Raw genomic sequence first — 26,695 nt, 5'->3', positions numbered from 1 at the left:
GACCATGCCAGCGTGCATGTGCAATCTTTTGTATCGGCCATCCGCCCGGATACATTGGGATACATGCCGCCGCGCACGCTGCGCTATAACGTAGCCAACGCTATCGACGCGACGAGGAGAATGCACCATGAATGCCGAAACGCTGCACGGTTCCTGTCACTGCGGGGCCGTGCGCTTCGCGGTCCGCACCGCGCTCACGCCCGCTTCGCGCTGCAATTGCAGCCTGTGCCGTCGCAAGGGCGCGCTGATGTCGCCGCTGTTCGCCGCGAGCGAGCTGACCATCGTGAGCGGCCAGGACAACCTCACGCTCTATCAATTCAATACGCGCGTGGCGAAGCACTACTTTTGCAAGCACTGCGGCATCTATCCATTTCATCAGACACGCAAGGACCCCGCGCGATGGCGCGTGAACCTCGGTTGTCTCGACGGCGTGGACCCCTATGCGCTGGAAGCCGGCCTGAACGACGGCGCCAGTCTTTCCGTCGTGGAGGATGCGTGAAGCGGCTCTTGGCGGTGCTCGCGCTGCTGGCCGGCGGGCTGGCGACCGAGGCAGTGCATCCGCTGTCGTGCTCGCTCGCGACGCTCACGCGTCGCGAGAAAGTCACGCGTCATGGCAGGCGCAAGCCGGCGCCACGCAGCGTATGATCGGCGCATGGAAAAGACCGACCACATTCTGATCGTCGACGACGATCGCGGTATTCGCGAGCTGATTGCCGAGTACCTGGAAAAGAACGGCATGCGCGTGTCGCTCGCTGCGAACGGGCGCGAGATGCGCGCGGCGCTCGAGAACGGCGCGCCCGACCTCATCGTGCTCGATCTCATGATGCCCGGCGAAGACGGTCTCGTGCTGTGCCGCGACCTGCGTGCGAGCCGCTTGCGCGCGGTGCCGGTGCTCATGCTCACGGCGCGCGGCGAGGAAACGGACCGCATCGTCGGCCTCGAAATGGGCGCCGACGACTACCTTGCGAAACCGTTCGCCGTGCGGGAGCTGCTCGCGCGTATCCGCTCGGTGCTGCGCCGCACGCGCATGCTGCCGCCGGGTATGCAGGTGAGCGAGACGGCGTCGATGCTCGGCTTCGGCGAATGGCGGCTCGACACCACGGCGCGCCATCTGCTCGACGAGGACGGCACGCTCGTCGCACTGTCCGGCGCGGAATACCGGCTGCTGCGCGTGTTCCTCGACAACCCGCAGCGCGTGCTGACGCGCGATCAACTGCTGAACCTCACGCAAGGGCGCCAGGCGGACGCGTTCGACCGCTCGATCGATCTGCTCGTGAGCCGCTTGCGGCAGCGCCTGCGCGACGGCGCGCGCGAGCCTCGCTACATCAAGACGCTGCGCAATGAGGGCTACGTGTTCTCGTCGGCAGTGAACGTGATCGAAGGGGCGCCATGAACACCGCGAGTCACGACGCGCAGCGCGGCGCGGCCGCCGCGGCGGCGTCGCGCGGCCCGAGGTTGCGCTGGCCGCGCACGCTGTTTGCCCGGCTCGCGTTGATACTCTGCGTGGGCCTCGCACTGGCGCAGACGCTGTCGGTCTGGCTGACGCTCACCGAGCGCGACGAATCCACGGCCAATATGATGATGGATTATGTCGAGCGCGAAGTGGCCAGCTCGGTGGCCTTGCTCGACAACCTGCCGCCCGCGCAGCGCGCCGCCTGGCTGCCGAAGCTCGCGCGGCGCAGCTATGTCTTCATGCTCGATCCGGGCATGCCTGGCGTTGCGCCCGACGCACAGCTTTCGCGGCGTTACGAGTCGGCTATCGCGAAGGGCATCGGCAAGTACTACGCGCTCACGGTCAATGCGATTCCCGGCGAGCGCGAGCATCTGCAAGTCCATTTGCGGTTGAGCGACGGCTCGCCGCTTACCATCGACGTGCGCCCCCAGGCGGCGCTGCCGCTCTCGCGCTGGCTGCCGCTCGTGCTGATTCTGCAGCTCGTGGTGCTGGCCGTGTGCTGCTGGCTCGCGGTGCGCATCGCGACGCGTCCGCTCGATGCGCTCGCGCGCGCCGCCGACGCGCTGGGCCCCGACCTCAAGGCCGGGCATCTGGACGAGAGCGGCCCTTCCGAAGTCGCGCGCGCCGCGCGCGCATTCAACGCGATGCAGACGCGCATCGCCGGCTATATGACCGAGCGCATGCAGATTCTCGCGTCCATTTCGCACGATCTGCAAACGCCAATCACGCGCATGCGCCTGCGCGTGGACACCATGGACGACGACGTCCAGAGCGCGAGGCTCAGGCAGGACCTGCAAGAGATGGAGCAGCTCGTGAAAGAGGGCGTGGCCTACGCGCGCACGCTGCATGGCACCGCCGAGACGCCGGTGCGCGTGGACCTCGACGCGCTGCTCGACAGTCTCGTGTGCGATTACGCCGATGCCGGCAGCGACGTGCGCTACGAGGCGCGCGCGCCGCTCGCGGTGGTGACGCGCGCGCAGGCGCTCAAGCGCATCGTCGGCAATGTCGTCGACAATGCGCTGAAATTCGCGGGCGCGGCGGAGATTGCATTGAGCGAGGGGCCGGGCGAAGCGCAGGTCACGATCGCGGTGCTCGACCGTGGGCCGGGCATTCCCGAGCATGCGCTGGAAGCGGTGTTCGAACCGTTCCACCGGCTCGAAACCTCGCGCAATCGCGGTACGGGCGGCACGGGGCTGGGCCTCGCGATTGCACGTCAACTGACTAGTGCAATGGGGGCGCGGCTCTCGCTGCACAACCGCCCGGGCGGCGGGCTGGAAGCGCGACTCGTGCTGCATGACGAGCGCCGGCAATGACCCCGATGTGTTCAACGCGCATCGGGGTTTTCAAATATCCACGGTTTCAGATGCGAGTCTGATTCACCCGCTTCGACAATTCCTCTGCGCTTTCCTTGCGTTCGCTATACCGGTCCACCAGATAAGGCCCGATGTCGCGAGTCAGCAAGGTGAACTTCACGAGTTCCTCCATGACGTCCACCACGCGGTCGAAGTACGCAGACGCCCTCATGCGCCCGGCTTCGTCGAATTCGAGAAACGCCTTGGCAACCGACGACTGATTGGGAATGGTCAGCATGCGCATCCAGCGGCCGAGCACGCGCATCTGGTTGACGGCGTTGAACGACTGCGAGCCGCCGCTCACCTGCATGACCGCGAGCGTCTTTCCCTGGGTCGGCCGAACGGCGCCCACGGACAACGGAATCCAGTCGATCTGCGACTTCATGATCCCGGTCATGGCGCCGTGGCGCTCCGGCGAGCACCAGACCATGCCTTCGCACCATTGCACGAGTTCGCGCAGCTCGACCACTTTCGGATGCGTTTCGGGCGCGTCGTCCGGCAAGGGCAAACCGCCTGGATTGAAGGTGCGCACGTCGGCGCCCATTGCCGTGAGCAGCCGCGCGGCTTCCTCGGTCAACAATCGGCTGAACGAGCGTGTCCGCAGCGAGCCGTAAAGCAGCAGAATGCGCGGCGGATGTGTCGAAATTTTCCCCGGCTGCAACTGGCTGATATCGGGAATTCTGAAGTGCGCCGTATCGAGTTGCGGCAAAACGGTGGTGAGATCGGGCAAATGGGTTCTCCGGATTGGCGCCGAATGTGGGCGCGCGTGTTGTTCACGCGCATTCGTACCAGTCTTTAGAGCGGTTGACGATGCGCACGACGAGCAGCATGACCGGCACCTCGATCAGCACGCCAACTACGGTTGCGAGGGCAGCGCCCGAGTGAAAGCCGAACAGGCCAATTGCGGTGGCCACGGCCAGTTCGAAGAAATTGGACGCACCAATCAACGCGGATGGGCAAGCAATATTGTGCTTTTCACCGACTGCGCGATTAAGCCCATAGGCAAGCGCCGCATTGAAAAAGACCTGAATCAGAATCGGGACTGCCAATAAAAATATCACGAGCGGCTGCTCGATAATCGCCTGACCCTGAAAGGCGAACAGCAGGATAAGCGTTGCCAGCAGCGCAGCGATGGACCAGGGGCCGATCTTCGCCATGATTGCGTCGAATGCCGATTGCCCGTTGGCGAGCAGCAGCTTTCGCAGTATCTGCGCGAGCATTACCGGAATCACGATATAGAGCACGACCGACGTGAGCAGTGTCGCCCACGGCACCGTAATGGCGGAAATGCCGAGCAGCAGGCCGACCAGCGGCGCAAATGCGACCACCATGATGCTGTCGTTCAGGGCGACCTGCGACAGCGTGAAAAGCGGATCGCCGCCGGTCAGCCGGCTCCAGACGAACACCATGGCCGTGCATGGCGCGGCAGCCAGCAGAATCAGGCCGGCTACGTAACTGTCGAGTTGCGCGGCGGGCAGCAGCGGCGCGAATACGTGCTTGATAAACAGCCAGCCCAGCAACGCCATGGAAAACGGCTTGACGAGCCAGTTCACGACGAGCGTGACGCCGATGCCCTTGATGTGCTGGCGGACTTCATGGAGCGAGCGGAAGTCGACCTTGACGAGCATCGGTACGATCATCACCCAGATGAGCAGGCCGACCGGCAGATTGACCTGTGCGTATTCCAAGCGGCCGATGGCTTGGAACACGCCCGGAAAAACCCGACCCGACACGATGCCAGCGACAATGCACAGCGCGACCCAGACGCTCAGGTAGCGCTCGAAGAAGCTGATGGCGGGCTTGGGCGCGGCGTTCGCAGCGGTGGCTGCATTGGTGGGCGTATTCATCGGGATTGTGGAGCGTGTCAGCTGTGCAGGATGCCGTTCAGCGCGTGCTGGAGATCGGCATTTGATAAGTTATCCAGAGGAAGCGCGAGCAGCTGCAGCATGCGATAGCCGATGGCCTGGCGCGTGAGCTCGAACGCCTGGCGCTTGCCTTCGTCGCCGCCAGCGGCATGCGAGGGGTCGGGGTATCCCCAGTGCGCCGTGACCGGACTGCCCGGCCAGTATGGGCATGGCTCTGCCGCTGCGCTGTCACACACGGTAATGACCACGCGCATTGGCTGGGCATCGCTTGCTGCAAATTCGTCCCAGCTTTTGCTGCGGTAGCCTCGCGTGTCGACGCCGGCGTTCGCAAGCGCCTCCAGCGCGAACGGGTTGATGCGTCCGCTCGGGGCGCTGCCAGCGCTATAGGCCCGCACGTCCTTGCCGAGCTTGTGCGCCCAGTGATTCAGCATGCCTTCGGCAAGCACGCTGCGCGCTGAGTTGTGGGTGCACAGAATGAGTACGTTGGTGGTCATCGCGAAGATTTGTGATGGCTGCCGCAGGCTTGTGGAGGCGCGTTCACGGCGCACGCCGCGCCAGCGCAGCAGTTTTCCGTAAGAAAGCCCAGCAGATCGGTCATTGCATCGAAGTTCGCTGTGTAGATGACAAAGCGTCCTTCCTGGCGCGACTTCACGAGTTCCGCGTGGGACAGATCCTTGAGATGGAACGAGAGGCTCGAAGGAGCGAGATCCAGTTGCTGTGCGATTTCGCCGGCCGCCATGCCGTTTTCTCCGGCAACGACGAGCGAGCGGAAAATCGCGAGACGCGAATCATGAGCAAGCGCGCCGAGGGCGCGTACGGCAAGGCTGGAGTCCATGGCCGAGAGCATACACGTTATATTTCGATATTTCAAGAGTTATCGAAATGATGCGGCGGCCAGACGAAAGACGATGAGGCGGGCGTGTGGCTCATTTCGCCGTGCTTGCGCCTTTGCGCGTTCGCGCCGCCGCTGGTGCCGGTGCCGCTCGTGCCGCCTGCGCCCCCTGTGCCCCCTGTGCCGCAACACGCGGCGACGCCATCTTGCGGCCCCGATGACGCACCTCCTTGCTGAATTCGAGGCAGGTCTGCGTCATCAGATCGGGCGAGCGGTACACCATGAACACGTGATAGTCCGGCAGCTCATCGCGAATCGGCAGGGGCTTGAGCGCATCGGGATTCAGCACGAGCGGTCCGGTGCGGCCGTAGAACACGAAGTCGGACCATACGCTGATAAGGTCCGTGCACGTGGCCAGTTGCAGCCCGAGCAGGTTCGAACTGCTCTGCACGATATTGCGCGGCATCTCCAGCCGGTGCAGGCGCATCAGGCTCGCGAGCGGGCTGCCGGGGTCGTCGAGCGGATCGAGGGTGAGCCACTCCGCATCGATTAGCGAGCGGATGCGCGTCGCGCGCGCGAGCGGATGACCGGGGCGAGCAGCCACCAGCATACCGACCGAAAAAAGCGGCTCCCATTGAAACGCGCTGGTGCCGGGGCCGCTGTTCGTGGAGATGAGCGCGAGATCGAGATGACCTTCGCGCAGGCCTTCGAGAATCTGCTGCGGGCGCATCTCATAGGCACGAATGGCGACCGAGGGAAAACGCGCGCGAAAAGCGGCGATGGCCTCCGGCAAAGGGCCGCTCGATGCGACCGCCGAGAAACCGATATTGAGTTGCGCCTCGGCGTGGCCGCGCATCGATTCGATGTCTTCGAGCGCGTGACGCAATTCATGCTCGACCACGCTCGCGCGCTTGACCAGCGCGCGCCCGTAATTCGTGAGGCTCACCCCGCGCACCGAGCGCGAAATGAGCGTCACGCCCAGTTCGCGTTCCAGCTCGGCAATCGCCTTGGAAAGCGCGGGCTGCGAGACGTGCAGGCTGCGCGATGCCTCGTGCATGCTGCCGTGCTGCGCGAGCGCGAGCAGCACGCGCAATTGGTGCAGTTTCATCCGACGATTGCCTCCAGTGCTTCGCATGACCGGGGCGGCATGTCCAGGAGCGTCGGTATTTGTCCCGATGTCCGCTGACCGATGGTTATGACGGCGATTCTATCTGGTTATCACGATGAAAATTTCTCACTTTTTTCAAAAATGAACCTTGCCTGAATATCGATGCGTGCCTGCCGGCTCTCACTCGCGGCGCACGACGAACGCCACGAACGCGATGTTCAACCCCGCTTGCGGAGATCCGCCATGAATGACGCCACGCTCGCCATCGCGGGCGCCACCACCGCCCACGCGCCGGTGCGCCAGAGCCAGTTCCGCCTCATTGCCGCATGCTCGATTGGCAATGCGCTCGAAATGTACGACTTCACGGTCTACAGCTTTTTCGCGCTTCTGATTGGCCGGCTCTTCTTTCCATCGGAGAGTCCGTTTGGCTCGCTGCTGCTCGCGGTGGCCACCTTCGGCATCGGCTTCGTGATGCGTCCGCTCGGTGGCCTCGTGATCGGCAGCTATGCCGACCGGCGCGGCCGCAAGGCGGCCATGACGCTCACCATTGCGTTGATGGTGGCCGGCACGCTGTGCATTTCGCTGGCGCCCACCTATGCGCAGGCGGGCGTGTACGGCTCGCTCGTGCTGCTCGCGGGGCGCTTGCTGCAAGGCTTTTCTCTCGGCGGCGAGATTGGCGCGGCCACCTCCATGCTGATGGAATCGGGTTCGGTGGGGCAGCGCGGCTTTCGCGTGAGCTGGCAACTGGGCAGCCAGGGCATTTCCGCGCTGGTCGGCGCGTTCACGGGCGCCGTGCTTTACGCAACGCTTACGCCGCATGCGCTCGAAAGCTGGGGCTGGCGCGTGCCGTTTCTCATCGGCCTCGCGATCGCGCCGGTGGGACTCTATATCCGCGCGAAGCTCGACGAGACGCACGAGGCCGCGCCCGATGCGCCCAGCCCGCTCGGCACGCTCATGCGCGAGCACGGCGGCAAGGTGCTCCAGGGCATTCTCTCGGTCACGGCGGGTACGGTCGGCATGTATCTCGTGGTGTTTTTCATGCCCACCTACATGATTCGCGTGCTGAAAATGCCGCCTTCGCTGTCGCTGCTCTCGGGCTGCGCCACGGGGGTCACGATGCTGGTCGCCTCGCTCGTCTCGGGGCGGCTCGCCGATCGTCTCGCGCGGCGCAAGCCGCTCGTGATGGGCGCGGTCGCTTTCAACCTCATCGCGGTGGTGCCTGCGTTCTGGCTCATGACGCGCTTTCCCAGCGTGCCGCTGGTGCTGGTGCTCTCGGTGCTGCTGACGGCGTCCGCGAACCTCGGCTCGACACCCATGCTGCTCGTGTTCATGGAAATGTTGCCGGCCGGGGTGCGTGCGAGCGGCCTCTCAGTGATCTACAGCGTGGGCGTGACGGTGTTCGGCGGCAGTTCGCAGTTCGTCGTCACCTGGCTCATCGCGAAGACCGGCAACCCGCTTGCTCCGGCGCTCTACATGGTGGCCTGCGGCCTCGTCACGCTGCTCGCGGTCTGGAGCATTCGCGAGCGCCGCGCCGACTGATTCATTCGAACCTCTGGAACACCACAAGGACCCGCCCCTATGAAGCGCGAACCCACGCTCACGCCGTTTCAACTGCTGCCCACGCTGCTGCCCGAGATCGAAATCGATGCCGAAGCGTTCATCGATATTCGCAGGCAGATTCATTCGCAGCCCGAATTGGGCTTCGAGGTCGGGGCGACTGCGAAGCTCGTGGCGATGCTGCTCGAGAAGTGGGGCTACGAGGTTCACACGGGGATCGGGCGCAGCGGGGTGGTGGGGCAACTGAAAGTGGGCGAGGGCAAGCGGCGCCTGGGCATCCGCGCCGACATGGATGCGTTGCCCATTGTCGAGAACACCGGTCTGCCTTATGCGAGCCAGAACGCGGGCAAGATGCACGCATGCGGTCACGACGGCCACACGGCCATCCTGCTTGCGGCAGCCAAAACGCTGGCGCAGCGGCGCGACTTCGATGGCACCCTCAACCTCATCTTCCAACCCGACGAAGAGAACCTGTGCGGTGCGAAGGCGATGATCGACGACGGACTGTTCGAGCGCTTTCCGTGCGATGCGGTCTACGCACTGCACAACATGCCGGGCGTGCCGGCGGGTACGTTCCGTGTGCTCCCGGGTTCGGTGAGCCTTTCATCCGATGTGGCCGACGTCACGCTCGAGGGCGTGGGCGGCCATGGGGCCATGCCGCACCGCGTGAAGGATCCGGTCGTGGCGGCTGCCGCGTTGATCACGGCGCTGCAGACGATTGTTGCGCGCAACGTCGCGCCCGACGACACCGCCGTGGTGTCGGTGGGCTTCATCAAGGGCGGCGCGACTCACAACGTGATACCCGAAACGGTGACGCTGGGCGTCAACATACGCGCGGCGCGCCCCGAGACGCGCGAGCTGGTGGAGCAGCGCGTGCGCGAGATCGTGGCGGCCACGGCGCAGGCGCACGGCGTCCAGGCGCAGATCGACTACCGGCAACTCACGCCGCCGATGGTCAATACGCCTGACGAAACGTTGCTTGCGCAACAGGTTTGCGCGGAACTGGTGGGAGCGGAGAATGTCGTCGTTCAGGCCCCCAAGGGCCTGAACGGCAGCGAGGACTTTGCGTGGATGCTCAACGCGGTGCCGGGTTGTTATTTGCTGATCGGCAATGGCGAGGGCGAGTTCGGCGGCTGCATGGTGCACAACCCCGGCTACGACTTCAACGACCAGGTGCTGCCGCTGGGCGCGGCGGCATGGGTGCGGCTCGCGCAGCGCTTTCTTGCAGGATGAAAGTGTCGTGCTGACAAGCGGCTTTCATTGCGGCATGAAGGCCGCTTGTCCATCGTGAGTCCGCCATGTGCTTAAGCTTCTCTTCAGCCAGGCTTCGCTAACATCGCGAAACCTCTGCGCCCTGAAGTGAGTCTTGCCATGAAGCCGCTGCCGTCTGCACCGTTTCTTGCACGATTGCGTGCAGATCTGTTCGTCATCGCCATGGTGACGATGTTCATTCAAGCTGCCGTGTTCGTCGCGATCGTGGTGCTGCGCGTGCCGGAGATGTCGTTTGCGACGCCGGAGTTTCGTCTGGGCGTGGTGGGGATCGCGGCCGCAACGGTATTCGCGGTGCGCTGGATCGCGCGGCGTGCGACGCTTGACGCGATCAAGACGCATTCGCCGTCGTGAATCGCCGGGTCGCGGCGGTATCTCAGGTATCCGAATTAAATTGCGCCGCTGGCGATTCTCGCCGTCATCAACTCGCCGCCGGCGACGAGCTTGTCGACGATGCTGTAGCCCCCCATCAACGCTTCCGCTTCCGATGCAAACGCCCGCCCCGCCACGTGGTCGATGCGCAGCGAAGCGAACGGCATGGCTTCATCCGAGAAAATCAGGACCAAGGCGACGTGGTCGAGCGCAGCGGTGCCCTTGCGCGTGCGGCAGACCGTTTCGACGCTCACGTGGAGCGTGTGGCCGCGATGTTGATACGTGCGTTTCTTGCGTGAAACCTGGAGCGCCGGCGATTTGCGGCGTGTTGCGGGAGCCGGACATTATGCGCGTGTGAAACTTGGGAAACGCTTGACAACGCCGGCGCAACGCGCGCCCATGTGATGCGGGTACGCGCTGCGCCAACCCGGCCGTGCCGGTCAGGCCGTCGCGTTGATGGCGGCGGCTGCGAAGGCAAGCGGGCCGCCTGGCGGCTGGCCAGCTTGCTGCCGCGAGCGTCCCGAGCTCAGATAAGCGGCAATCGAGTCCTGCGTGATTTCGCCCATCCATGCGCCGTCGCCGTCGAGCACCGGCATCCATGAAGCGCTGAACTGGTACATCTTCGAGAGCACGATGCACAGATTGTCGTCCGCCGAGACGCTGGCCGGGAACGGCGTCACGCGTTCGCCGCATGCGCCGTCGCCACCACGCGCCGCGCGCCGCGTCACGTAACCGAGCGCATGGCCCGCATCGTCGAGCACGGTCAGATAGCGGCAATCGGTTTCGTCCATGACCGCGAAGGCGTGCGCGAGCGGCGTGTCCACGCGCGCCGTTTCGGGCTGCGTGGCGGCGTCGCCGGCCTTCACGAGCAACAGGCGCTTGAGTGTGCTGTCCTGGCCCACGAACTGCGCGACGAATTCGTCGCGCGGGCGCGCGAGCAGCGTGTCGGGGTGATCGTATTGCACGAGCTGCCCGCGCCGGAACACGGCGATGCGGTCGCCCAGCTTGATGGCCTCGTCGATGTCGTGGCTCACCATGATCACGGTCTTCTTCAACTGCCGCTGCATCTGGAAGAACTCGTTCTGAATGGTTTCGCGGTTGATCGGATCGACCGCGCCGAACGGTTCGTCCATCAGCAGCGCGGGTGGATCGGCTGCCAGCGCGCGAATCACGCCCACACGCTGCTGCTGGCCGCCCGAGAGCCCGCGCGGATAGCGCTTCAAATACTGCTTCGGATCGAGCGCGACCATCGACATGAGCTCCTGCGCACGCCCGGCGCAGCGTTTCTTGTCCCAGCCGAGCAGGCGCGGCACCACCGTGATGTTCTCCTCGATGGTCATGTTCGGGAACAGGCCGATCTGCTGGATCACATAACCGATATGGCGGCGCAAGTCGACTTCGTCGAGCCCAGAGGTGTCCTCGCCGTTGATGAGCACGCGGCCCGAAGTGGGCTCGATGAGGCGGTTGATCACCTTGAGCGTGGTGGTCTTGCCGCAGCCCGACGGGCCGAGGAACACGCAGATTTCGCCTTCGGCCACCGAAAGGCTCACCGAGTCGACGGCGCGCACGGCTTGGCCGTCCTTCTGCGTGAAGGTCTTGGTCAGCTTTTCGAGTTCTATCATATCTTCTGCACTCCTTTCGGTGTCAACGCGCGCTGCAGCCATTGCAGGATCAGGTCGGCGACGATCGCGAGCACGCTCACGAGCACCGCGCCCACCAGCAGCTTCATCATGCTGCTCTGGCCGATGGCGCGCAGGATCAGCGAGCCGAGACCTCCAGCGCCAATCACGGCGGCAATCGTCATCACGCCAATGTTCATCACGACTGCTGTGCGTACGCCCGCGAGAATCACGGGCACCGCGAGGGGCAGCTCCACGAGGCGCAGGCGCTGCCACGAGGTCATGCCGATGCCGGTGCCGGCTTCCTTGATACCGGCTTCCACGTTGTGTAGCGCGAGCCAGGTGTTGCGCACGATCGGCAGCAGCGAATAGAGGAACACCGCCGTGATCGCGGGCACCGCGCCGATGCCCTGGCCGAAGCGCGAAAAGAACGGGATCATGAGACCGAATAGCGCGATCGAAGGCAGCGTGAGCACGATGGTGGCGAGGCCGAGCAGCGGTCCCGCGAGCCACTCATGACGATTGATCAGGATGCCTGGTGGAACACCGGCAACGATCGCGCAGCCCACCGCGATGCTCACCAGCCAGATGTGCTGCACGGTGGGTTGCAGCAGCTCAGGCCAGCTGGAAGAGAGATAGTCGAATACGCTCATGAGATCTCCTTCAGGGCAGCGCGTGCGCGCGCAGGAACGCGTCGGCCACTTCGCGCGGCGACTTGCCGTCGAGATCGACCGCCTTGTTCATGTCCTGCATCACATCGTTGTTGATCACCGCCGAAAGCGCATTGAGTTGCGCCGCGAGTTTCGGATTGCGCTCGAGCGCCTCCTTGCGCACCACGGGCGTGGCGTTGTACGGCGGGAAGAAGCGCTTGTCGTCGTCGAGCGGCACGATGCCGAAGCCCTTCACGCGGCCATCGGTCGTGTAGACGAGGCCGATCTTCAGCTGGTTGGTGTGCAGCGCCGTGTAGACGAGCCCCGGGTCCATCTGCTTCAGTTGCGAGCGCTTGAAATGCATGTCGTAGGTTTCGAGCAGCGGCTTCAGGCCGTCTGGGCGGTTCGAAAATTCCGCGTCCATGCCGAACACGATGTGGCTGGCGTCGGGGCTGGTCTTCAGATAGTCGGCGAGCTGCGAAACCGTTTTGATGACGGTGGCCTGCATGAACGGGCTCGGCAGCCCGATTGCGTAGGTGTCGTTGAGCGGCGAGGCGTCGAGCCAGACGAGCCCGCGCGGCACGTCAAGCGCTTTCACGCGCTGGTACATTTCTTCGGGTGTGAGCTTTTCCGTGAGCTTGTCGTAGACGAGCGCCGCCGTGCCGGTGTAGTCCCACGCCAGATCGAACTGGCCGTTCTCCAGCGCGCTGCGCATGAGCGTGCTGCCGAGCCCGGAGCGGACTTCCACCTCATAGCCACGCGAGCGCAGATATTGCGCCGTCACTTCCGCGAGCACGTACTGCTCGGTGAAATTTTTCGCGCCCAGCACCAGCCTGGCGGAGAACGCCGAAGAACTTGCCGCCACGCACAGCGTGCCGACGGCGAACAGCCGCGCGATCTATCGAATCGTACTGCGAAACATGTGAAAGCCTGGGAACAGGGCGCTCATGCTGCACCTCCGCGGCGCGCCTGCCACCGGCGGCTTGCGGCCGCGACGGCGCCGTCCAGCACGAGCGCGAGTATCGCGGTGAGCGAGGCGCCCAGCAACAGCAACGGTTGATCGTTGAGATAGATGCCGGGAAAGATCAGCGAGCCGAGGCTGTCGGCGCCAATCAAATAGGCGAGCGGCGCAGTGCCCACATTGATCGCGAGCGCCGTGCGCACGCCGCCCACAATGATGGGCAGCGCCTTGGGCAACTCCACGCGGGTGAGCGACTGCCAGCCGGTCATGCCGATGCCCTTGGCGGTTTCGCGCAGCGCGGCGGGCACGTTCTTGACGCCTTCATAGGTGTTGCGCGTGATAGGCAGCAGCGAGGCGAGGAACAGCGCGATGATGGCGGGCAGGTCGCCGATGCCGAAAACGCCGAGCGCGATGGCGAGCACGGCCAGCGACGGAATCGTGTTGCCGATGTTGAAGACCTGCATGAAGCGCTCGGCCTGGCGCTGAAAGCGCGGCTGGCTGAGCAGCACGCCCGCAGGCACGCCGACGATGATGGCGAGTGCCATGGAATAGCCCACGAGCCGTATGTGCTGGCCCGCGTACCAGGCGAGATCGCCGGCGTGGCTGGCGAACGTTTCAGCGCCGATCCCAAGGGCGAGCGCCCATGCGATGACGGCAATGGCTATCAGGCTGCCCAGCCACTGGACAGTGCGTCGAGTCATGAAGATGCGCCCCCTCAATCTCGGTGCGGCGCGCGTGACCGAAAAAAAGCGCGTGCGCCGCGATGACGCCAGATGGCGCCGCGATGGAAGTTCGTGATCCCGGCATGGCCGCGATTGAACTGACGGAAACAGTCCTTGCTGGCCGCAACAAGAGGCGGTCAGCAGTCGAATGAACGCGCCGATGCGTTCGTCTGATTGTCATGTTCAGCCCAGCAGCGCAACGACGCCGTAGCGGGAAAGGTGCCCACACGTGTCATATCAGGTAAATGATTTGGATATCGAAATAAATTATGCAGGTATCATTTCCCGATTGAATTCAACAGGCTCCAGCGGAAATTATGTAATCGCGCGTGCGGGCATGCAGCGGTCAAACGCGGTCCGCTGCATGCCCGCCACAGTGCTATGGCGTCACGCCTCGCGCTTAGCGCCCGTGACGCCGAGAGTGCGCTCGGCCAGCACCGCATCGCGCTTGGCAAGCAGGTGGCCGCGCAGGATTTTCGCCAGTGCGGGGCCGTTGCGCGCTTCGAGCGCGGCAATCATGCCTTCGTGGTCGCGTATCGCGCTGTCCCACTTGCTGGTCTGAAAGTTGGAGCGAAAGCGCAGCGCTTGCAGACGGCGGTTCAGCGTCACGTAAGTCTGGCGGAGCGCTGCATTGCGCGCGGCGATGTTGATGAGGTCGTGAATCGCATGATTGCGCGAGTAATAGCCGGACAGGTCGTTCTGCGCACGGCTCAGCAGCATGGCGGCGTGCAGCGCCTTGATTTGCGCAAGCTCCGTATCGCTGATGCGCTCGCACGCGAGTTCGCCCGCGAACGCCTCGAGCCCGCTCATGAGCTCGAACATGTCACGTATCTCCGCTTCGCTCAACTGTGCAACCGTTGCGCCGCGGTTCGGCGAGATCTCGATGAGCCCTTCGGCGGCCAGCACCTTGAGCGCTTCGCGCAGCGGCGTGCGCGAAATGCCCAGCACTTCGCAGAGCTTGCGTTCATTGAGTTTCACGCCGGGCGCGAGCTGCCCTTCGACGATGAATTCGCGCAGGTGATCGACCACCGTGTCGTGCAGGCGCTGACGCGCGAGCTTCGGCAGCGCGAGCTCCGGTGCGCCAGGCGGGGCGGACGCGAGTTGCGCGTCCGGAATGTCTGGATTTTGCATACGAGATCCCGATCGTCCGACTTGCCACATTCTAGCCGAGAGGCCGCCGGCGCATTGCTGAGCCTTGCTGCCGGGTTTCCCCTGGGCGTTCGCCGACAAGTTGACCTGCATCTGCTCAATCATGCATTTGAGTATTTTGCATGCAAAATTCTATTCTTTGCGGCTTCGGCACCGCCGCATGCTCGCGCTCGATCGGGTACGGCATCATGGTGCACAACGTGGCCGCGATCGACGCGATGCTGGCCGATGGTCACGAAACCCGATTTTGTAAGTTATCCAAAATGTGGGGTAGCAGGCGCGTTTTTGGGCGAGCACGGCGAAGGCCCGTGCCGGGGGCGGATGAGTTGCCTGGCAGTACGGACCACGAATCAACGTGGCATTCGCCGAAATTAAGGCGCTCTTCTATCGCGCGAATCGCACGAGTCCGGACCGCATCGTTCATCCGCCGAAAATGGACGATGTCGAGAATCTCCGCTTCGCGCCCTGCTATCACGAGCGCGCGTGGCGGCCCGTGCCCGGCTGATCGGCATGGAATATCACGCGCGATCCGCTCACGGGCGCAGAAGGACGCTGCTTGGCTGGATCCCGGGCGTTGCGGCTGCGCCCGTCGAATCGTCGTGCTGCGGCATGGCCGGCAGCTTCGGCTACGAAAGGGAGCATTACGCCACCTCGCTCGCGATGGCGGAGCTGTCACCACTGCCCGCCATGCGCGCCACGCAGGCAGCCGGCGACGCGCTGGTGGTCGTCGACGGCACGAGCTGCCACCATCAGAACGCCGACGGCGCAAGCGCGCAGGCGCTGCGCGTCGCTCAGGTTCTCGAGCGCGCGCTGGATGTGGCGCTTACCAGGGCGCGGTAAGACGCGTCGGGGCGCATAGCGTCAGGCTACGATGGCCGGATGCGCCTGCACCGGCCCGCCTAGCTGCTCGCGATGCGAGGGCGGCTGGCGTCCGTCGATATCGGTGATGCCGTACTCGCGCGCGAGTTCGGCGCCCACGAGCACAAGTCCGGATTTTTCGGTGCGGTGCGGATCGCGATAGAGCGCGTCGACGAGCCGCCCCGTGAACTGCGGGCTTTCCGCAAGCTCGCAGAAGCCGGCGTACTGCTCGGGATGCGCGGCGATTACGCGTTCGGTGCGCTCGGTCTTGAGCATGCCCATCCAGATCGACACTGCCGCCACGTTGAACGCGCGCAGATCCACGGCCATGTCTTTCGCGAACTTGTCCACGCCGGCTTTTTGCGCCCCATAGGCCGCGCCATGCATGTAGCAGCTCGCGCCGAACGATGAGGTGAACGCGATCAGGCCGTCGCGCTGCGCGGCCATCATGCGTGCCGCGTGCCAGCTTGCGACGTAGGCTGAGCGCAGGCCCACGTCCAGAATGTTCACCAATTCCAGCGGTTTTTCCCAGAACGGTGCGGGGCGGATCAGCTCGTCGTGCAGGACCGTGGCGTTGTTGACGAGCACGTCGATTCGGCCTTGTTCGTCGCGGATGCGCGTGAAGATGGCTTTGACCTGGTTGTCGTCGGCGTGGTCGCAGGCTAGCGCGATGCCGTGGCCGCCCAGGCGGGTGATTTCTGCCGCGGTGGCGTGGATGGTGCCGGGTAGCGGCGCGTCGCCATCGTTCTGCGAGCGGCCCGTTACGTAGACTGTTGCGCCGGCAGCGCCTAGTGCTAGCGCGATGCCTTTGCCTGCGCCGCGCGAGGCGCCGGTGACGAGGGCGATGTATGGGGTGGGCATTAAGGAATCCTTCGGGTGGTTATATCAGCGAAAAAGCGCGACCCAAACCGCGCTCACGCGTCAACAAGCTTTCGTGCATCGCACGCAGCAAACGCAGCAGCCCGTATCGCGCCAACTGCATCCGCAGAAACATCCGGCAAGTCCCCAAGTGGAATAAACGCACTGATCTCCAGCCCATGCCCCGAAAGCGCGGGCAACTTGAGCGGTGTCGCAAGCACGTTAAGACGAGACAGACCCAAATCGCGCAGAATCTGCGACCCGATACCGTACTGGCGATTGCCCGATTCAGCACCGTGGCCGCTGTTCGCATGAGCCGCCTCACCCGCGCCGGTGCGCAAAGCACAATCGAGCAGCACGGCTACGCCACACCCTGCCTGCGCGATGCGCGTGAGCGCGCCATGCAGCGCAAGTCCATGCGCATCCGGGTCTTCATCGAACAAATCGAGCAGCGCGGCGCGCTCCTGCACACGCACGAGCGTGGGCGCGTCCGCGCTGGGCTGGCCGCGCACGAGCGCGAGATGCGTCGCGCCGCGCACGCGGTCACGATACTCGATCGCCTCGAACGGCCCCCAGGCAGTGGCCAGCGTGCGCGACGCCACGCGCTCCACCAGCGATTCGCGCTCGCTGCGATAGCGGATCAAATCGGCGATGGTGCCGATCTTCATGCCATGCTCGCGCGCAAAGGTCATCAGCTCGGGCAGGCGCGCCATGGTGCCGTCGTCGTTCATCACCTCGCAGATCACGGCGGCCGGCGTCAGGCCCGCGAGCGCAGTGAGATCGCAGCCAGCTTCGGTATGGCCCGCGCGCACCAGCACGCCGCCTTCGCGCGCGATGATCGGAAATACATGGCCCGGTTGCACGAGATGCTCGGCGCGCGCGCCCGGCGCGATGGCCGTGCGGATCGTATGCGCGCGATCGGCCGCGCTGATGCCCGTGGTTACACCTTCGGCTGCTTCGATGCTCACTGTGAAGGCCGTGCCGTATTGCGCGCCGTTGTGCGCGCTCATCGGGCCCAGTTGCAGGCGCGCCGCGTGATCGGCGCTCAGCGTGAGGCAGACGAGGCCGCGCGCGTGGCGCGCCATGAAATTGATGGTCTCGGGCGTGACGCAGTCGGCGGCAATCACGAGATCGCCTTCGTTCTCGCGGTCTTCTTCGTCGACGAGAATCACCATGCGGCCTGCGCGCAGTTCTTCGACGATGGCGGGGGTGTCGGCCAGTTTCATACGGTCTGCTCCTCGCGATTGGCGCTATTGACGCGGTTGCCTGGATGGGTGGCGTGAAGGGCGGTGCGATCGGCCGCGCCGAACGCGGGCGCGCGGCGCTCCGTGAATGCGCGGGTGCCTTCGCGGAAATCGTCTTGGGCGGTGCAGGCGAGGAAGGCGCGCTGCTCGGCCACGAGTTGCGCGCCCAGCGTGTGGCGCGGCGCATCGGAGATCAGATGCTTGGTGTGCGAGAACGCGGCGAGCGAGAGCGCTGCGAGGCGAGCGGCGCGCTCAGTGGTGGCCCTGGCCAGCTCGGCGGCGGGCACGACCCAGTTCACGAGGCCGACACGCAGCGCATCTTCAGCGCTGTAGCGTTCGTCCAAATAGAGCCATTCGGCGGCCGTGCGCGCGCCCATCAGGCGCGGCAGCGTGAAGGTCGCGCCGCCATCGGGCGAGGTGCCGAGGCGGTTGTACGCCGAGGTGAAGGTGGCGTCGGCGGCGGCAATCGCCACATCGCAGGCGGCCACCAATGAAAGGCCGAAGCCAGCTGCGGTGCCGTTCACGCTCGCCATTACCGGCTTGGCCGAGTGGGAGATCAGCTCGACCGCGCGCTGTGCATGACGCACGAGCTTGCCGATGGTGCGCTCGCGTCGCGCGGCGGAGAGTTCGAGCGCCGCGCGCATGGCGTGCACGTCGCCGCCCGCCATGAATGCACGGCCTGCGCCGGTCAGCACGATGGCCCTCACGGCGGGCTCCTGGGTGAGGCGCTCGAGCCGCGTGCACAGCTCGACGGCCATCGCTTCGCTCAGTGCGTTGAGTGCGTCGGGCCGGTTGAAGGTGAGCGTGGCTACGCCGTTGGCGTGCGTGGCGAGAATCGTGTCGGTCATGAGGCGTCCGCGCGCGTAGGTGCGTAAAGGTGTAGGAAGGTATCAGGGATGCAGCGCGGCGCGCAGGGCGCGGGCGCCCAGTTCGAGCGCGGCGCTTGCGGCGTCGAGCACGCCGATCATGCTGGCGAAGCCGTGCATCTGGCCTGGCCAGCGCACGTGCGTGACGGGCACGCCCGCCTGTGCGAGCCGCGCGGCGTAATGTTCGCTCTCATCGCGCAAGAGATCGCATTCGGCGCTCACGATGGTTGCGGGCGCAATGGCTTCGATGCGCTCCGCGCCCAGCGGACTCGCGAGCGGCGAAGCGCGGTCCGCTTGCGGTTCGAAGTACTGATCTTTGAACCAGCGCATGAGGCCCGCATCGAGGAAATAGCCGCTGCCATACGTTTCGTATGAAGGATGATCATGTGCGCAGTCGACCACCGGATAGAGCAGCAACTGGTGCGCGATCGCCACTTCGCCGTGCAGCTGCTGCGCGCAGACGGCGGCCAGATTGCCGCCCGCGCTGTCGCCGGCCACCGCGAGCGCGCCCGGAATCGCGCCCAGTTGCGCGGCGTGGGCTGCGGCCCAGCGCACCGCCGCGATCGCGTCGTGTGCGGCGGCCGGAAAGCGCGCCTCCGGCGCGAGCCGGTATTCGACCGATAGCACGAGCACGTTTGCGCGCGCCGCGAGCGTGCGGCAAATATTGGCGTGCGTGTCGATCCCGCAAGCGACGAAGCCGCCGCCATGGAAGAACACGAGCAGCGGCAGGGTTTTCCCGCCCTCATGGGGCTGAGGGATCGGACGATAGAGCCGCGCGGCGAGCGGGCCGGCCGCGCCTGGCAGCGCCAGGTCTTCTTCGGCAGCGATGGCGTCGCCCTGGTTGACCAGGCTGGATGCGCCGCCCGCCGCAATGGCGGCGCGATAGCTGGCGGCGTCGAGCCGGCTGTAATCGGGGGCGGGCATGCCGGCGAGCGTGGCGAGCAGTGCGGCGGCCTGTGGGTCCAGCGCCATGAAGGTGTCTCCCTGAAAACGTCATCGAAGCGCGCCTTGTTGGCGCTGTTTAGCGCATTGGAGCGCTTGCGCGAAGCGCTTGCATCGTCCGATTAGACGAGGAGCGTGGACCGTGACCGGCGTAATGTCCGGACATCCGCAATGCAGGCACACGGCCCGCACGATCGCCCCAAAAAAAGCCCGAAGCAGTTGGGGGACGCGGATGAATACAAATGAAAAGGCGAACGCGCCAGCCAGGGGAATATCCCGATGGCAGCGGCGAGACAGCCCCGTAAAGTTTGCCGTCGCTAGGGGCGGCATGGAGGACGGAGACTGTGTTGATGGAGACAAGATGGGCCCCGGAAGAGGGCCAGGACGCCGGTGTCATGGCTGGCGTCGACCTTTCGCAATTCAGCGCGCTGATGGCGCGCGTGTACCAGGGGCCGCTGGAAACGGTGCCATGGTCTGGGGCGCTCGAACTGGTGCGCCAGCATCTGGACGCAGCCTATGCCACGCTGATCCTGCGCTCGCCTTCGAGCGACCGGCGCGGGTTGATGGTGCACGCATCGGAGAGCGGCATACCCGATGAGTCATCGTATAACGACTATTACTATTCGCTCGATCCCTTTGTCGGCCTGCCGGCGGACCGTGTCGTGACCGTGGACGAGGTGTTCGGCGAGACCGGCTGGCTCTCGAGCGAGCTGTACAAGCAATTCCTGAAGCCCAGTGACGTGCGCTATATCATGGGCGCCGACCTGCGCACCGAGTCGGGCGTGGAGTGCCGTTTCCGCGTATGCCGCAAGCACGCCGGCACGCAGTTCACGGCGCGCGACAAGGCGTTTTGCGCGCTGCTGCTGCCGCATCTTCGCCGCGCGGTGGAGCTGCATTCGCGTCTGGACGTGGTGGAGTCGGAGCGCACGCTCTATGCGAGCGCCATCGACCGCATGCTGGTGGGCATGGTCACGCTCGACGAGAGCGGGGCGATCATGAACACCAATAGCGTCGCCGATGAAATCCTCGCGGAAAGCGACGGCCTGCGCATTTCGAAGGGGGCCGTCGAGGCGATGGACAGCCAGGAGAACCGCACGCTGCAGCGGCTGATCCGCCACGCGATGATGGGCCACTTCGGCACCGCCGGCCCGCTGGTGGAGGCCATGCCCGTGACGCGCAGCGGCGACCGGCCGAAGCTCGGCGTGCTGGTGCGCACCGTGCCGCTTTCGGAGTGGTCGGAGGACAATCGCCGCCGGCCCGCGACCGTGCTGTTCCTGCGCGATCCGGACCGCAAGTCGCAGCGCTCGCAGGAAATCGTGCGCAAGCTGTTCGATCTCACGCCTGCCGAGACCTCGCTCGCGCTGCTGCTGACCAATGGCCCTACGCTGGAAGAGGCAGCAGAAGAACTGGGCATCAGCAAGAACACGGCGCGCGCGCATCTACGCTCGATTTTCTCGAAGACGGGCGTGACGCGGCAGGCGACGCTCGTGCGCATTCTGCTTGGCAGCGTGGTGCCGCTGGGTTGAAGGGCGCGCGCGCTTTGTGGCGCTTTCTTCGTACTTCAAAGCGCCTGATGTTGTCTATCGTTGGTAAGTAAAGGGCGGCCTCATGCAGGCTGCCCTTTTGCATTTCACGGCCGGTTCTTTTGCGTGAGCACGAGCAGCGCGCCGTTGCGGTCCTCCAGTACTGCGCGCAATTCGTGCGGACCCTGCTGCACGGGTGCTCGCACGCTGGCGCCCGTGGCCACTACGCGCTCCATGGCCGCATAGAGATCGTCATCCTCTGCAATCCGAAACGTTAGCGCGGGACGATCGACAATGCGCTCGTCGCCGGCTACCAGCGCGATCGTGAGCGGACCGCCCTCCAGCGCGCAATACCGCTCGCCGTCGCGCATTTTCACCGTGAGCCCAAGCCCGTCGACGAAGAACGGCAGCGCCGTCTCGATCGCGTCCACCGGGTACAGCATCATCGAAGCCTTCATTGCATTTTCCCCTTGAGTTGGTCTGGCGCGGCTGTGCCATGTGGGGATGCTAGCGCGCGTATGGGCGCGCGCCATGTCCGATTGGACTAGGGGTGTGCCTAAACCTCCGCTAATCCAAACAGACGATGCATCGCTTGCCTTGCGCACAGAAACTTCATCTCGTGGACCGTCACGATCACACCTGCGGCGGCAGCGCGGCACCCGCCGCCCCCGTCCGACAAACAAGGAGACAGCTGCGATGAAGTTTTCCCTGATTTACGAAGCCCAGACGACCGATGCCTCCCGCGAAGGCGACCACCGCATCTTCAAGGAGACCGTCGAGCAGGCACTGCTCGCCGAGCAGATGGGCTTCGATACCGTCTGGTGCGTCGAGCACACCTCGCTCACCAACTATGCGCACATGAGCGCGCCGGAAACGTTCCTCGCCTATCTCGCGGGCCGCACCACGCGCATCGGTCTCGGCCATGGCGTTGTCTGCCTGCCCCCCGCGATGAATCACCCGATCAAGGTGGCCGAGCGCGTTGCGCTGCTCGACATTCTTTCGCAGGGCCGCGTGCACTTCGGCGTGGGCAAGGGCGGCAGCCAGCAGGAAGCGGGCGCATTCGGCTATGACCTGGGCGAGTTGCAGCCGATGATCGACGAGTCGATGTATCTCGTGCCCAAGATGTTCGTGCAGGAAGAGATCGAGCACGACGGCAAATACATCAAGATTCCTAAGCGTCCGATTCACCCGAAGCCGTATCAGGATCCGCATCCGCCCATGTACATGGCCTGCACCAACAGCGACGCCCTGACGCGCGCTGGCCAGCGCGGTCTTGGCGCGCTCGTGCTCGGCTTCGGCGGCCCCGACGAAGTGGCGAAGAAGAACGCACTCTATCGCCAGGCATACAGCACGCGCAAGGCCGAGGACCAGGTGGGCTTCCGCCCGACCGAGCACCTCGCCGCGCTGTGCCCGGCTATCGTGATGGGCGACGGCCAGCAGGCCCGCAAGATCGGCATTCGCGGCCAGCGCTATTTCATGGAGTCGCTCGCGTACTGGTACACGGGCGGCGAGCGTCCGGACCCGTCGAAGTGGGGCGACGACCTCGTGCAAGCCGATAGCGGCCAGATGGTGATCCGCTCGCGCTTCGCTTCGGAAGAAGTGGTGGTGGACTTCAGCGACCCCGCGCTCTCGATGATGAACCCCAACCACGCGTACGGCACGGTGGACGATTGCATCGGCTACGTAGGACGCCTGATGGAAGCGGGCGTGGACGAAGTGCTGTTCCTCGTCCAGATGGGCACGGTGCCGCATGAAGCTTCGATGGAATCGATCCGCAATATCGGCGAGCACGTGATTCCGTACTTCAGCCGCGTCAAGGCGCGCGCCGCCGCCTGATCCAGGCGCAAGCGCACACGCGCCCCGCCCGGCGCAGGTCGTGATGCAAGTTGCGACAGGCCGCGACTGAAAAGCGGCCAGCCGGGCTCGGGCGCCCCAGCAGATCGAATCGACGACGAACCACCGTGGCGCACGGCGCCACCGAAGAAGACATAGGAGACAGCGGTGCACCGAGACCACGAATCGAATGCCCTTGCGGCGGAACTGATCGCACGCGCCCACGCGCTCGCCCCCATGCTGGCCGAGCGCGGCGACGCGGCGGAGGCCGCGGGCCGCATCCCGGCGCAGACCATTGCCGACATGCAGGCGGCGGGCTTCTTCAAGGTGCTCCAGCCGAAGCGCTACGGCGGCTATGAACTGGAGCCGCAAACGTTCTTCGAAATCCAGATGGCGCTCGCGCGCGGCTGCATGGCCACGGCATGGGTGTACGGCGTGGTGGGCGTGCACAACTGGCAACTCGCGCTGTTCGACGAGCGCGCGCAGCAGGATGTCTGGGGCAAGGACCCGGCCACGCTCATCGCTTCCACGTATATGCCGGTAGGCAAGGTTACGCCGGTGGAAGGTGGCTTCCGGCTCTCGGGCCACTGGAAATTCTCCAGCGGCAGCGAACTGTGCGAGTGGGTGTTCCTCGGCGCGCTCGTGCCGCCGGCGCGCGCGGGCGAGCCTCCCGAATACCGCACCTTCCTGCTGCCGAAGTCCGACTACAAGATCGAGCGCGACTGGGACGTGTTGGGCCTGCGCGCGACGGGCAGCCACGACATCGTGGTGAACGACGTGTTTGTGCCTGAATACCGCACGCACAAGGCCGTGGACGGCATGATGGGCACGAGCCCGGGTCTCGCGTTGAACGATGCGCCGCTGTTCCGTTTGCCGTTCGCGCAGATCTTCGTGCGCGCGGTTTGCACGGCGTGCATCGGCGCGCTGCAAGGGGCAGTCGACGACTTCCGCGCCTACGCGACCAACCGCGTGAGCGCCAATAGCGGCGCAAAGACCGCCGACGACACCGGCGCCCAAAGCGCCTGCGCGAACGCGGCTGTTGCCATCGACGAAATGCAGGTGCTGTTGCGCCGCAACTTCGATGAACTGCTCGCTGGGGTGCAGGGTGGCCCCGAAGTATCGATCGAGCGGCGCGTGCATTTCCGCTATCAGTCGGCGCAGGTGGCGGAGCGCTGCGCGCAGGCGGCCAATGCGCTGCTGCGCTACGCGGGCGGCAACGGCATTTACCGGCGCAACCCGCTCGTGCGGCGCTTTCTCGACCTGCACGCGGCGCGCGCGCACTACGCCAACAATCTCGACCGCTTCGGCCAAAACCTCGGCGCGGTGATGCTCGGTCGCACCAACACCGACTTTTTTATCTGAGGCGGCGCTCATGAACGATCGGTCCACGGAAACTGAAACGTTCGATGTGCTGATCGTCGGTTCTGGCGCGGGCGGCATGCTCGCCGCGTGCCGCGCCGCCGATCTCGGCCTCTCGGTGCTGGTGCTCGAAAAGAGCCCGCATTACGGCGGCACGTCGGCGGTGTCGGGCGGCGGCATCTGGGTGCCGTGCAATCACCATATCGCTGAGGAAGGCGGCATGGATACGCGCGAGGCCGCCCGCATCTATATGGAAGCGTGCACGCAGGGCGCGGCAACCAACGGGCGTCTCGACGCCTATCTCGACACTGCGCCCGAGATGCTGCGCTATCTGGAGGCGCGCACGCCTGTGCGCTACCAGTCGCTTTCGCGCTATGCCGACTACTTCCAGAGCCAGCCCGGCGCGATGCCCGGTTATCGCGCGCTCGATCCGCTGCCGTTCGACGGCGGGCGTCTGGGTGCCGAACTCGCGCGGCTGCGTCCGCCTTCGCCCGGCACGCTGATCGGCGGTCGCGTGGCGGTGACCTCCAAAGAGGCGCACACGCTGCTCGCGAAGGAGCGCGGCTTTATCACGCTCGCGCTGCGCGAATTCGGGCGCTACTGGTTCGATATCGGCGCGCGACTACGCTCGCGGCGCGACCGGCGGCTCACGCTCGGTAATGCGCTCGTGGGCGGCCTGCGTTACGCGCTGCTCGAACGCAAGGTGCCGCTGTGGCTTTCCACGCCCATGCGCGAGCTGATCGAGGAGAACGGCCGCATTACGGGCGTGGTGGCCGAGCACCGGGGCAAGACGGTGCGCCTGCTTGCGCGGCGCGGCGTGATTCTCGCGGCGGGCGGCTTCGAGCGCAATCAGGCGATGCGCGAGCGCTATCTGCCGCAGCCCACTGAGACGCAATGGAGCGCAACGCCGCCGTACAACACCGGCGATGCCATCGTGGCCGGCGAACAGGCGGGTGGCGCGCTCGCGCTCATGGAACACGTTTGGGGCGCACCCACGGTGCGCGTGGAAGGCGAGGAAAAGCAGCGTGCGCTGTTCGTGGAGCGCAACCTGCCCGGCTGCGTGATCGTCAACGCGCTCGGGCGGCGCTTCGTCAACGAGGCCGCCCCGTACTCGGAGTTCGTGCCCGCGATGTACCGCGATCACGCGGCAACAGGCGCGAGCGTGCCCGCGTGGATGATCTTCGACGCGCGCTTTCGCAAGCACTACCCGTGCGGCCCGATCATGCCCGCATCGATGATGCCGGACTCGCGCATTCCCGCCGCGTTTCGCTCGATTCTGCAGCGCGCGGATTCGCTCGATGCGCTGGCCGCGCAAATCGGCGTGGATGCGGCCGGCCTGCGCGAGACCGTCGTGCGCATGAACGGTTACGCGGCAAGCGGCGTGGACGAGGAATTCGGCAAGGGCGGCAATGTGTTCGATACCTACTATGGCGACCCGTCGGTGCAGCCGAACCCGTGCCTCGCGCCGATCGGCGAAGCGCCGTTCTACGCGGTGCGCATCGATGCGGGCGACATCGGCACGAAGGGCGGCCTGCTCACCGACGCCGACGCGCGCGTGCTGCGCGCCGATGGCAGCGCCATCGCGGGCCTCTATGCCATCGGCAACACGAGCGCCTCGATGATGGGCGCGAGCTATCCCGGCGCGGGATCGACGCTCGGGCCAGCGATGACCTTCGGCTACCGCGCCGCCAATGACCTCGCTGAACCAAAAAATTCGGTATCCGTATCAAACGACCACCAAGACGAGCTTCGTGGAGTCACACAATGAGCGAACTTTCCCTGGAACCGCTGCGCGCGGACATGCTGCAAGCGATGCGCCGCCTCGCGCGTTCGGTCACCGTCATCAGCTGCTGTGACGGCGAGCGCCGCTATTCGATGTCGGCCACGGCCGTGGATTCGCTGTCGACCGAGCCGCCTTCGCTGCTCATCTGCATCAACCGCGCTTCGTCGATTTATCCGCCGCTCGCGGCGGGTGCGGACTTCTGCGTGAACCTGCTGGCGGCGCAGCAGCAGGGCATCGCCATCGATTGCAGCGGGCGCCTGAAAGGCGAGGAGCGCTTCTCCACCGGCAACTGGCAGCGTTGCGCCGATGGCGTGCCTTATCTGCACGGCGCGCAGGCCAATCTCGTGTGTCGCCAGGATGGCCGCTTCGACTACGGCACGCATACGGTGTTCATCGGCCGGTTGCTCGAAGTGAAGCTGAGCGGCGATATCGATCCGCTTGTGTACGTGGATGGCGCTTACACCACGGCCCCCACGGCGGCGGCTTCCGCCGCGCTCGCACGTTGCGCCACCGTATGAAC

At 65.3% G+C, this 26,695-nt stretch carries 29 protein-coding genes and 1 pseudogene; 14 read left to right on the top strand and 16 right to left on the bottom strand.

Features of this window, described 5'->3' with window-relative positions; translation table 11 throughout:
• Positions 1–127 precede the first annotated feature (127 nt).
• From PWP93_RS32080 to PWP93_RS32065, 4 genes are read left to right on the top strand one after another with little or no spacing between them, the layout of a single operon-like run.
• On the top strand, positions 128–499 hold the full coding sequence (locus PWP93_RS32080) for a GFA family protein (protein WP_421047589.1): 372 nt from the start codon (positions 128–130) through the stop codon (positions 497–499).
• The gene (locus PWP93_RS32075) at positions 496–645 is read left to right on the top strand and encodes a hypothetical protein (RefSeq protein WP_421028154.1); all 150 of its coding nucleotides are present in this window, start codon (positions 496–498) and stop codon (positions 643–645) included. The genes PWP93_RS32080 and PWP93_RS32075 overlap by 4 nt, the downstream gene beginning before the upstream one ends.
• A gap of 7 nt (positions 646–652) precedes the next feature.
• Complete coding sequence (locus tag PWP93_RS32070) at positions 653–1,393, top strand: response regulator (RefSeq protein ID WP_421028153.1); 741 nt, start codon at positions 653–655, stop codon at positions 1,391–1,393.
• Entirely contained in the window at positions 1,390–2,766 is a 1,377-nt protein-coding gene (locus PWP93_RS32065) for an ATP-binding protein (RefSeq protein WP_421047588.1), read from the top strand. Before PWP93_RS32070 ends, PWP93_RS32065 begins: the two co-directional genes overlap by 4 nt.
• A 46-nt stretch (positions 2,767–2,812) precedes the next feature.
• On the opposite strand, the gene arsH is transcribed toward PWP93_RS32065, so the two are convergent.
• The 5 genes from arsH to PWP93_RS32040 form a co-directional block, all read right to left on the bottom strand.
• The gene (gene arsH, locus PWP93_RS32060; RefSeq protein WP_421028151.1) at positions 2,813–3,535 is read right to left on the bottom strand and encodes an arsenical resistance protein ArsH; all 723 of its coding nucleotides are present in this window, start codon (positions 3,533–3,535) and stop codon (positions 2,813–2,815) included.
• Between the two features lie 43 nt (positions 3,536–3,578).
• On the bottom strand, positions 3,579–4,652 hold the full coding sequence (gene arsB, locus PWP93_RS32055; RefSeq protein WP_421047587.1) for an ACR3 family arsenite efflux transporter: 1,074 nt from the start codon (positions 4,650–4,652) through the stop codon (positions 3,579–3,581).
• Between the two features lie 17 nt (positions 4,653–4,669).
• Positions 4,670–5,164 carry an arsenate reductase ArsC gene (locus tag PWP93_RS32050; RefSeq protein WP_421028149.1) on the bottom strand — a complete coding sequence of 165 codons (495 nt, stop codon included), beginning with the start codon at positions 5,162–5,164 and terminating at the stop codon, positions 4,670–4,672.
• Positions 5,161–5,505 carry an ArsR/SmtB family transcription factor gene (locus PWP93_RS32045; protein ID WP_421047586.1) on the bottom strand — a complete coding sequence of 115 codons (345 nt, stop codon included), beginning with the start codon at positions 5,503–5,505 and terminating at the stop codon, positions 5,161–5,163. The genes PWP93_RS32050 and PWP93_RS32045 overlap by 4 nt, the downstream gene beginning before the upstream one ends.
• A 91-nt stretch (positions 5,506–5,596) precedes the next feature.
• Positions 5,597–6,610, bottom strand: a complete 1,014-nt coding sequence (locus PWP93_RS32040) for a LysR family transcriptional regulator (RefSeq protein WP_421047585.1) — start codon at positions 6,608–6,610, stop codon at positions 5,597–5,599.
• A 243-nt stretch (positions 6,611–6,853) separates the two neighbouring features.
• Between PWP93_RS32040 and PWP93_RS32035 the strand changes: the two genes are divergently transcribed.
• The 3 genes from PWP93_RS32035 (at position 6,854) to PWP93_RS32025 (ending at position 9,790) form a co-directional block, all read left to right on the top strand.
• On the top strand, positions 6,854–8,149 hold the full coding sequence (locus PWP93_RS32035) for an MFS transporter (RefSeq protein WP_421047584.1): 1,296 nt from the start codon (positions 6,854–6,856) through the stop codon (positions 8,147–8,149).
• Between the two features lie 39 nt (positions 8,150–8,188).
• Positions 8,189–9,400, top strand: coding sequence for a M20 aminoacylase family protein (locus PWP93_RS32030; protein WP_421047583.1), 1,212 nt, complete (start codon positions 8,189–8,191; stop codon positions 9,398–9,400).
• Between the two features lie 138 nt (positions 9,401–9,538).
• Positions 9,539–9,790, top strand: coding sequence for a hypothetical protein (locus tag PWP93_RS32025; protein WP_421047582.1), 252 nt, complete (start codon positions 9,539–9,541; stop codon positions 9,788–9,790).
• A gap of 35 nt (positions 9,791–9,825) precedes the next feature.
• On the opposite strand, the gene PWP93_RS32020 is transcribed toward PWP93_RS32025, so the two are convergent.
• From PWP93_RS32020 to PWP93_RS31995, 6 genes are all read right to left on the bottom strand, one after another.
• Positions 9,826–10,062: a hypothetical protein gene (locus PWP93_RS32020; RefSeq protein WP_421047581.1), complete on the bottom strand. Its 237-nt coding sequence runs from the start codon at positions 10,060–10,062 to the stop codon at positions 9,826–9,828.
• A 186-nt stretch (positions 10,063–10,248) separates the two neighbouring features.
• The gene (locus tag PWP93_RS32015; RefSeq protein WP_421047580.1) at positions 10,249–11,430 is read right to left on the bottom strand and encodes an ABC transporter ATP-binding protein; all 1,182 of its coding nucleotides are present in this window, start codon (positions 11,428–11,430) and stop codon (positions 10,249–10,251) included.
• On the bottom strand, positions 11,427–12,080 hold the full coding sequence (locus PWP93_RS32010) for an ABC transporter permease (RefSeq protein ID WP_421047579.1): 654 nt from the start codon (positions 12,078–12,080) through the stop codon (positions 11,427–11,429). Before PWP93_RS32010 ends, PWP93_RS32015 begins: the two co-directional genes overlap by 4 nt.
• Before the next feature lie 10 nt (positions 12,081–12,090).
• Entirely contained in the window at positions 12,091–12,975 is an 885-nt protein-coding gene (locus tag PWP93_RS32005; RefSeq protein ID WP_421047727.1) for a glycine betaine ABC transporter substrate-binding protein, read from the bottom strand.
• Positions 12,976–13,022: 47 nt separating this feature from the next.
• Complete coding sequence (locus tag PWP93_RS32000; RefSeq protein ID WP_421047578.1) at positions 13,023–13,739, bottom strand: ABC transporter permease; 717 nt, start codon at positions 13,737–13,739, stop codon at positions 13,023–13,025.
• A 408-nt stretch (positions 13,740–14,147) separates the two neighbouring features.
• Positions 14,148–14,891: a GntR family transcriptional regulator gene (locus tag PWP93_RS31995; RefSeq protein ID WP_421047577.1), complete on the bottom strand. Its 744-nt coding sequence runs from the start codon at positions 14,889–14,891 to the stop codon at positions 14,148–14,150.
• Positions 14,892–15,185: 294 nt separating this feature from the next.
• Here PWP93_RS31995 and PWP93_RS31990 point away from each other — a divergent pair.
• Both PWP93_RS31990 and PWP93_RS31985 read left to right on the top strand, forming a co-directional pair.
• Positions 15,186–15,411, top strand: a pseudogene (locus PWP93_RS31990) (hypothetical protein); the annotation flags it as partial.
• The gene (locus PWP93_RS31985; RefSeq protein WP_421047576.1) at positions 15,393–15,749 is read left to right on the top strand and encodes a hypothetical protein; all 357 of its coding nucleotides are present in this window, start codon (positions 15,393–15,395) and stop codon (positions 15,747–15,749) included. The pseudogene PWP93_RS31990 and the gene PWP93_RS31985, both read left to right, overlap by 19 nt.
• A gap of 21 nt (positions 15,750–15,770) precedes the next feature.
• Here the strand turns inward: PWP93_RS31985 and PWP93_RS31980 are convergent, their stop codons facing one another.
• The 4 genes from PWP93_RS31980 to PWP93_RS31965 are packed head-to-tail and all read right to left on the bottom strand — an operon-like array spanning position 15,771 to position 19,707.
• Positions 15,771–16,628, bottom strand: coding sequence for an SDR family NAD(P)-dependent oxidoreductase (locus tag PWP93_RS31980; protein WP_421047575.1), 858 nt, complete (start codon positions 16,626–16,628; stop codon positions 15,771–15,773).
• A 53-nt stretch (positions 16,629–16,681) separates the two neighbouring features.
• The gene (ribBA, locus tag PWP93_RS31975) at positions 16,682–17,851 is read right to left on the bottom strand and encodes a bifunctional 3,4-dihydroxy-2-butanone-4-phosphate synthase/GTP cyclohydrolase II (protein ID WP_421047574.1); all 1,170 of its coding nucleotides are present in this window, start codon (positions 17,849–17,851) and stop codon (positions 16,682–16,684) included.
• The gene (locus PWP93_RS31970; RefSeq protein ID WP_421047573.1) at positions 17,848–18,717 is read right to left on the bottom strand and encodes an enoyl-CoA hydratase-related protein; all 870 of its coding nucleotides are present in this window, start codon (positions 18,715–18,717) and stop codon (positions 17,848–17,850) included. The genes ribBA and PWP93_RS31970 overlap by 4 nt, the downstream gene beginning before the upstream one ends.
• A 42-nt stretch (positions 18,718–18,759) precedes the next feature.
• Positions 18,760–19,707: an alpha/beta hydrolase gene (locus tag PWP93_RS31965; protein WP_421047572.1), complete on the bottom strand. Its 948-nt coding sequence runs from the start codon at positions 19,705–19,707 to the stop codon at positions 18,760–18,762.
• Between the two features lie 320 nt (positions 19,708–20,027).
• Here PWP93_RS31965 and PWP93_RS31960 point away from each other — a divergent pair, with 320 nt between their 5' ends.
• Complete coding sequence (locus PWP93_RS31960) at positions 20,028–21,203, top strand: helix-turn-helix transcriptional regulator (RefSeq protein WP_421028121.1); 1,176 nt, start codon at positions 20,028–20,030, stop codon at positions 21,201–21,203.
• A 104-nt stretch (positions 21,204–21,307) separates the two neighbouring features.
• On the opposite strand, the gene PWP93_RS31955 is transcribed toward PWP93_RS31960, so the two are convergent.
• On the bottom strand, positions 21,308–21,658 hold the full coding sequence (locus PWP93_RS31955) for a VOC family protein (RefSeq protein ID WP_421047571.1): 351 nt from the start codon (positions 21,656–21,658) through the stop codon (positions 21,308–21,310).
• A 238-nt stretch (positions 21,659–21,896) separates the two neighbouring features.
• On the opposite strand from PWP93_RS31955, the gene PWP93_RS31950 reads away from it, so the two are divergent.
• The 4 genes from PWP93_RS31950 to PWP93_RS31935 all read left to right on the top strand — a co-directional run bounded on the left by PWP93_RS31950 (position 21,897) and on the right by PWP93_RS31935 (position 26,693).
• Positions 21,897–23,036: an LLM class flavin-dependent oxidoreductase gene (locus tag PWP93_RS31950; RefSeq protein ID WP_421047570.1), complete on the top strand. Its 1,140-nt coding sequence runs from the start codon at positions 21,897–21,899 to the stop codon at positions 23,034–23,036.
• Positions 23,037–23,201: 165 nt separating this feature from the next.
• Positions 23,202–24,395, top strand: coding sequence for an acyl-CoA dehydrogenase family protein (locus tag PWP93_RS31945; RefSeq protein WP_421047569.1), 1,194 nt, complete (start codon positions 23,202–23,204; stop codon positions 24,393–24,395).
• Between the two features lie 10 nt (positions 24,396–24,405).
• Positions 24,406–26,160 (top strand): FAD-dependent oxidoreductase, encoded by a 1,755-nt coding sequence (locus tag PWP93_RS31940; RefSeq protein ID WP_421047568.1) that lies wholly within the window; start codon positions 24,406–24,408, stop codon positions 26,158–26,160.
• Positions 26,157–26,693, top strand: coding sequence for a flavin reductase family protein (locus tag PWP93_RS31935; protein WP_421047567.1), 537 nt, complete (start codon positions 26,157–26,159; stop codon positions 26,691–26,693). The genes PWP93_RS31940 and PWP93_RS31935 overlap by 4 nt, the downstream gene beginning before the upstream one ends.
• Positions 26,694–26,695 lie beyond the last annotated feature (2 nt).

It is taken from the genome of Paraburkholderia sp. A1RI-2L (assembly GCF_048957375.1).
Lineage (GTDB): Bacteria > Pseudomonadota > Gammaproteobacteria > Burkholderiales > Burkholderiaceae > Paraburkholderia.
The sequence above is the reverse complement of the archived record's forward strand: the minus strand, read 5'-3'. Positions and strand labels throughout refer to the sequence as shown.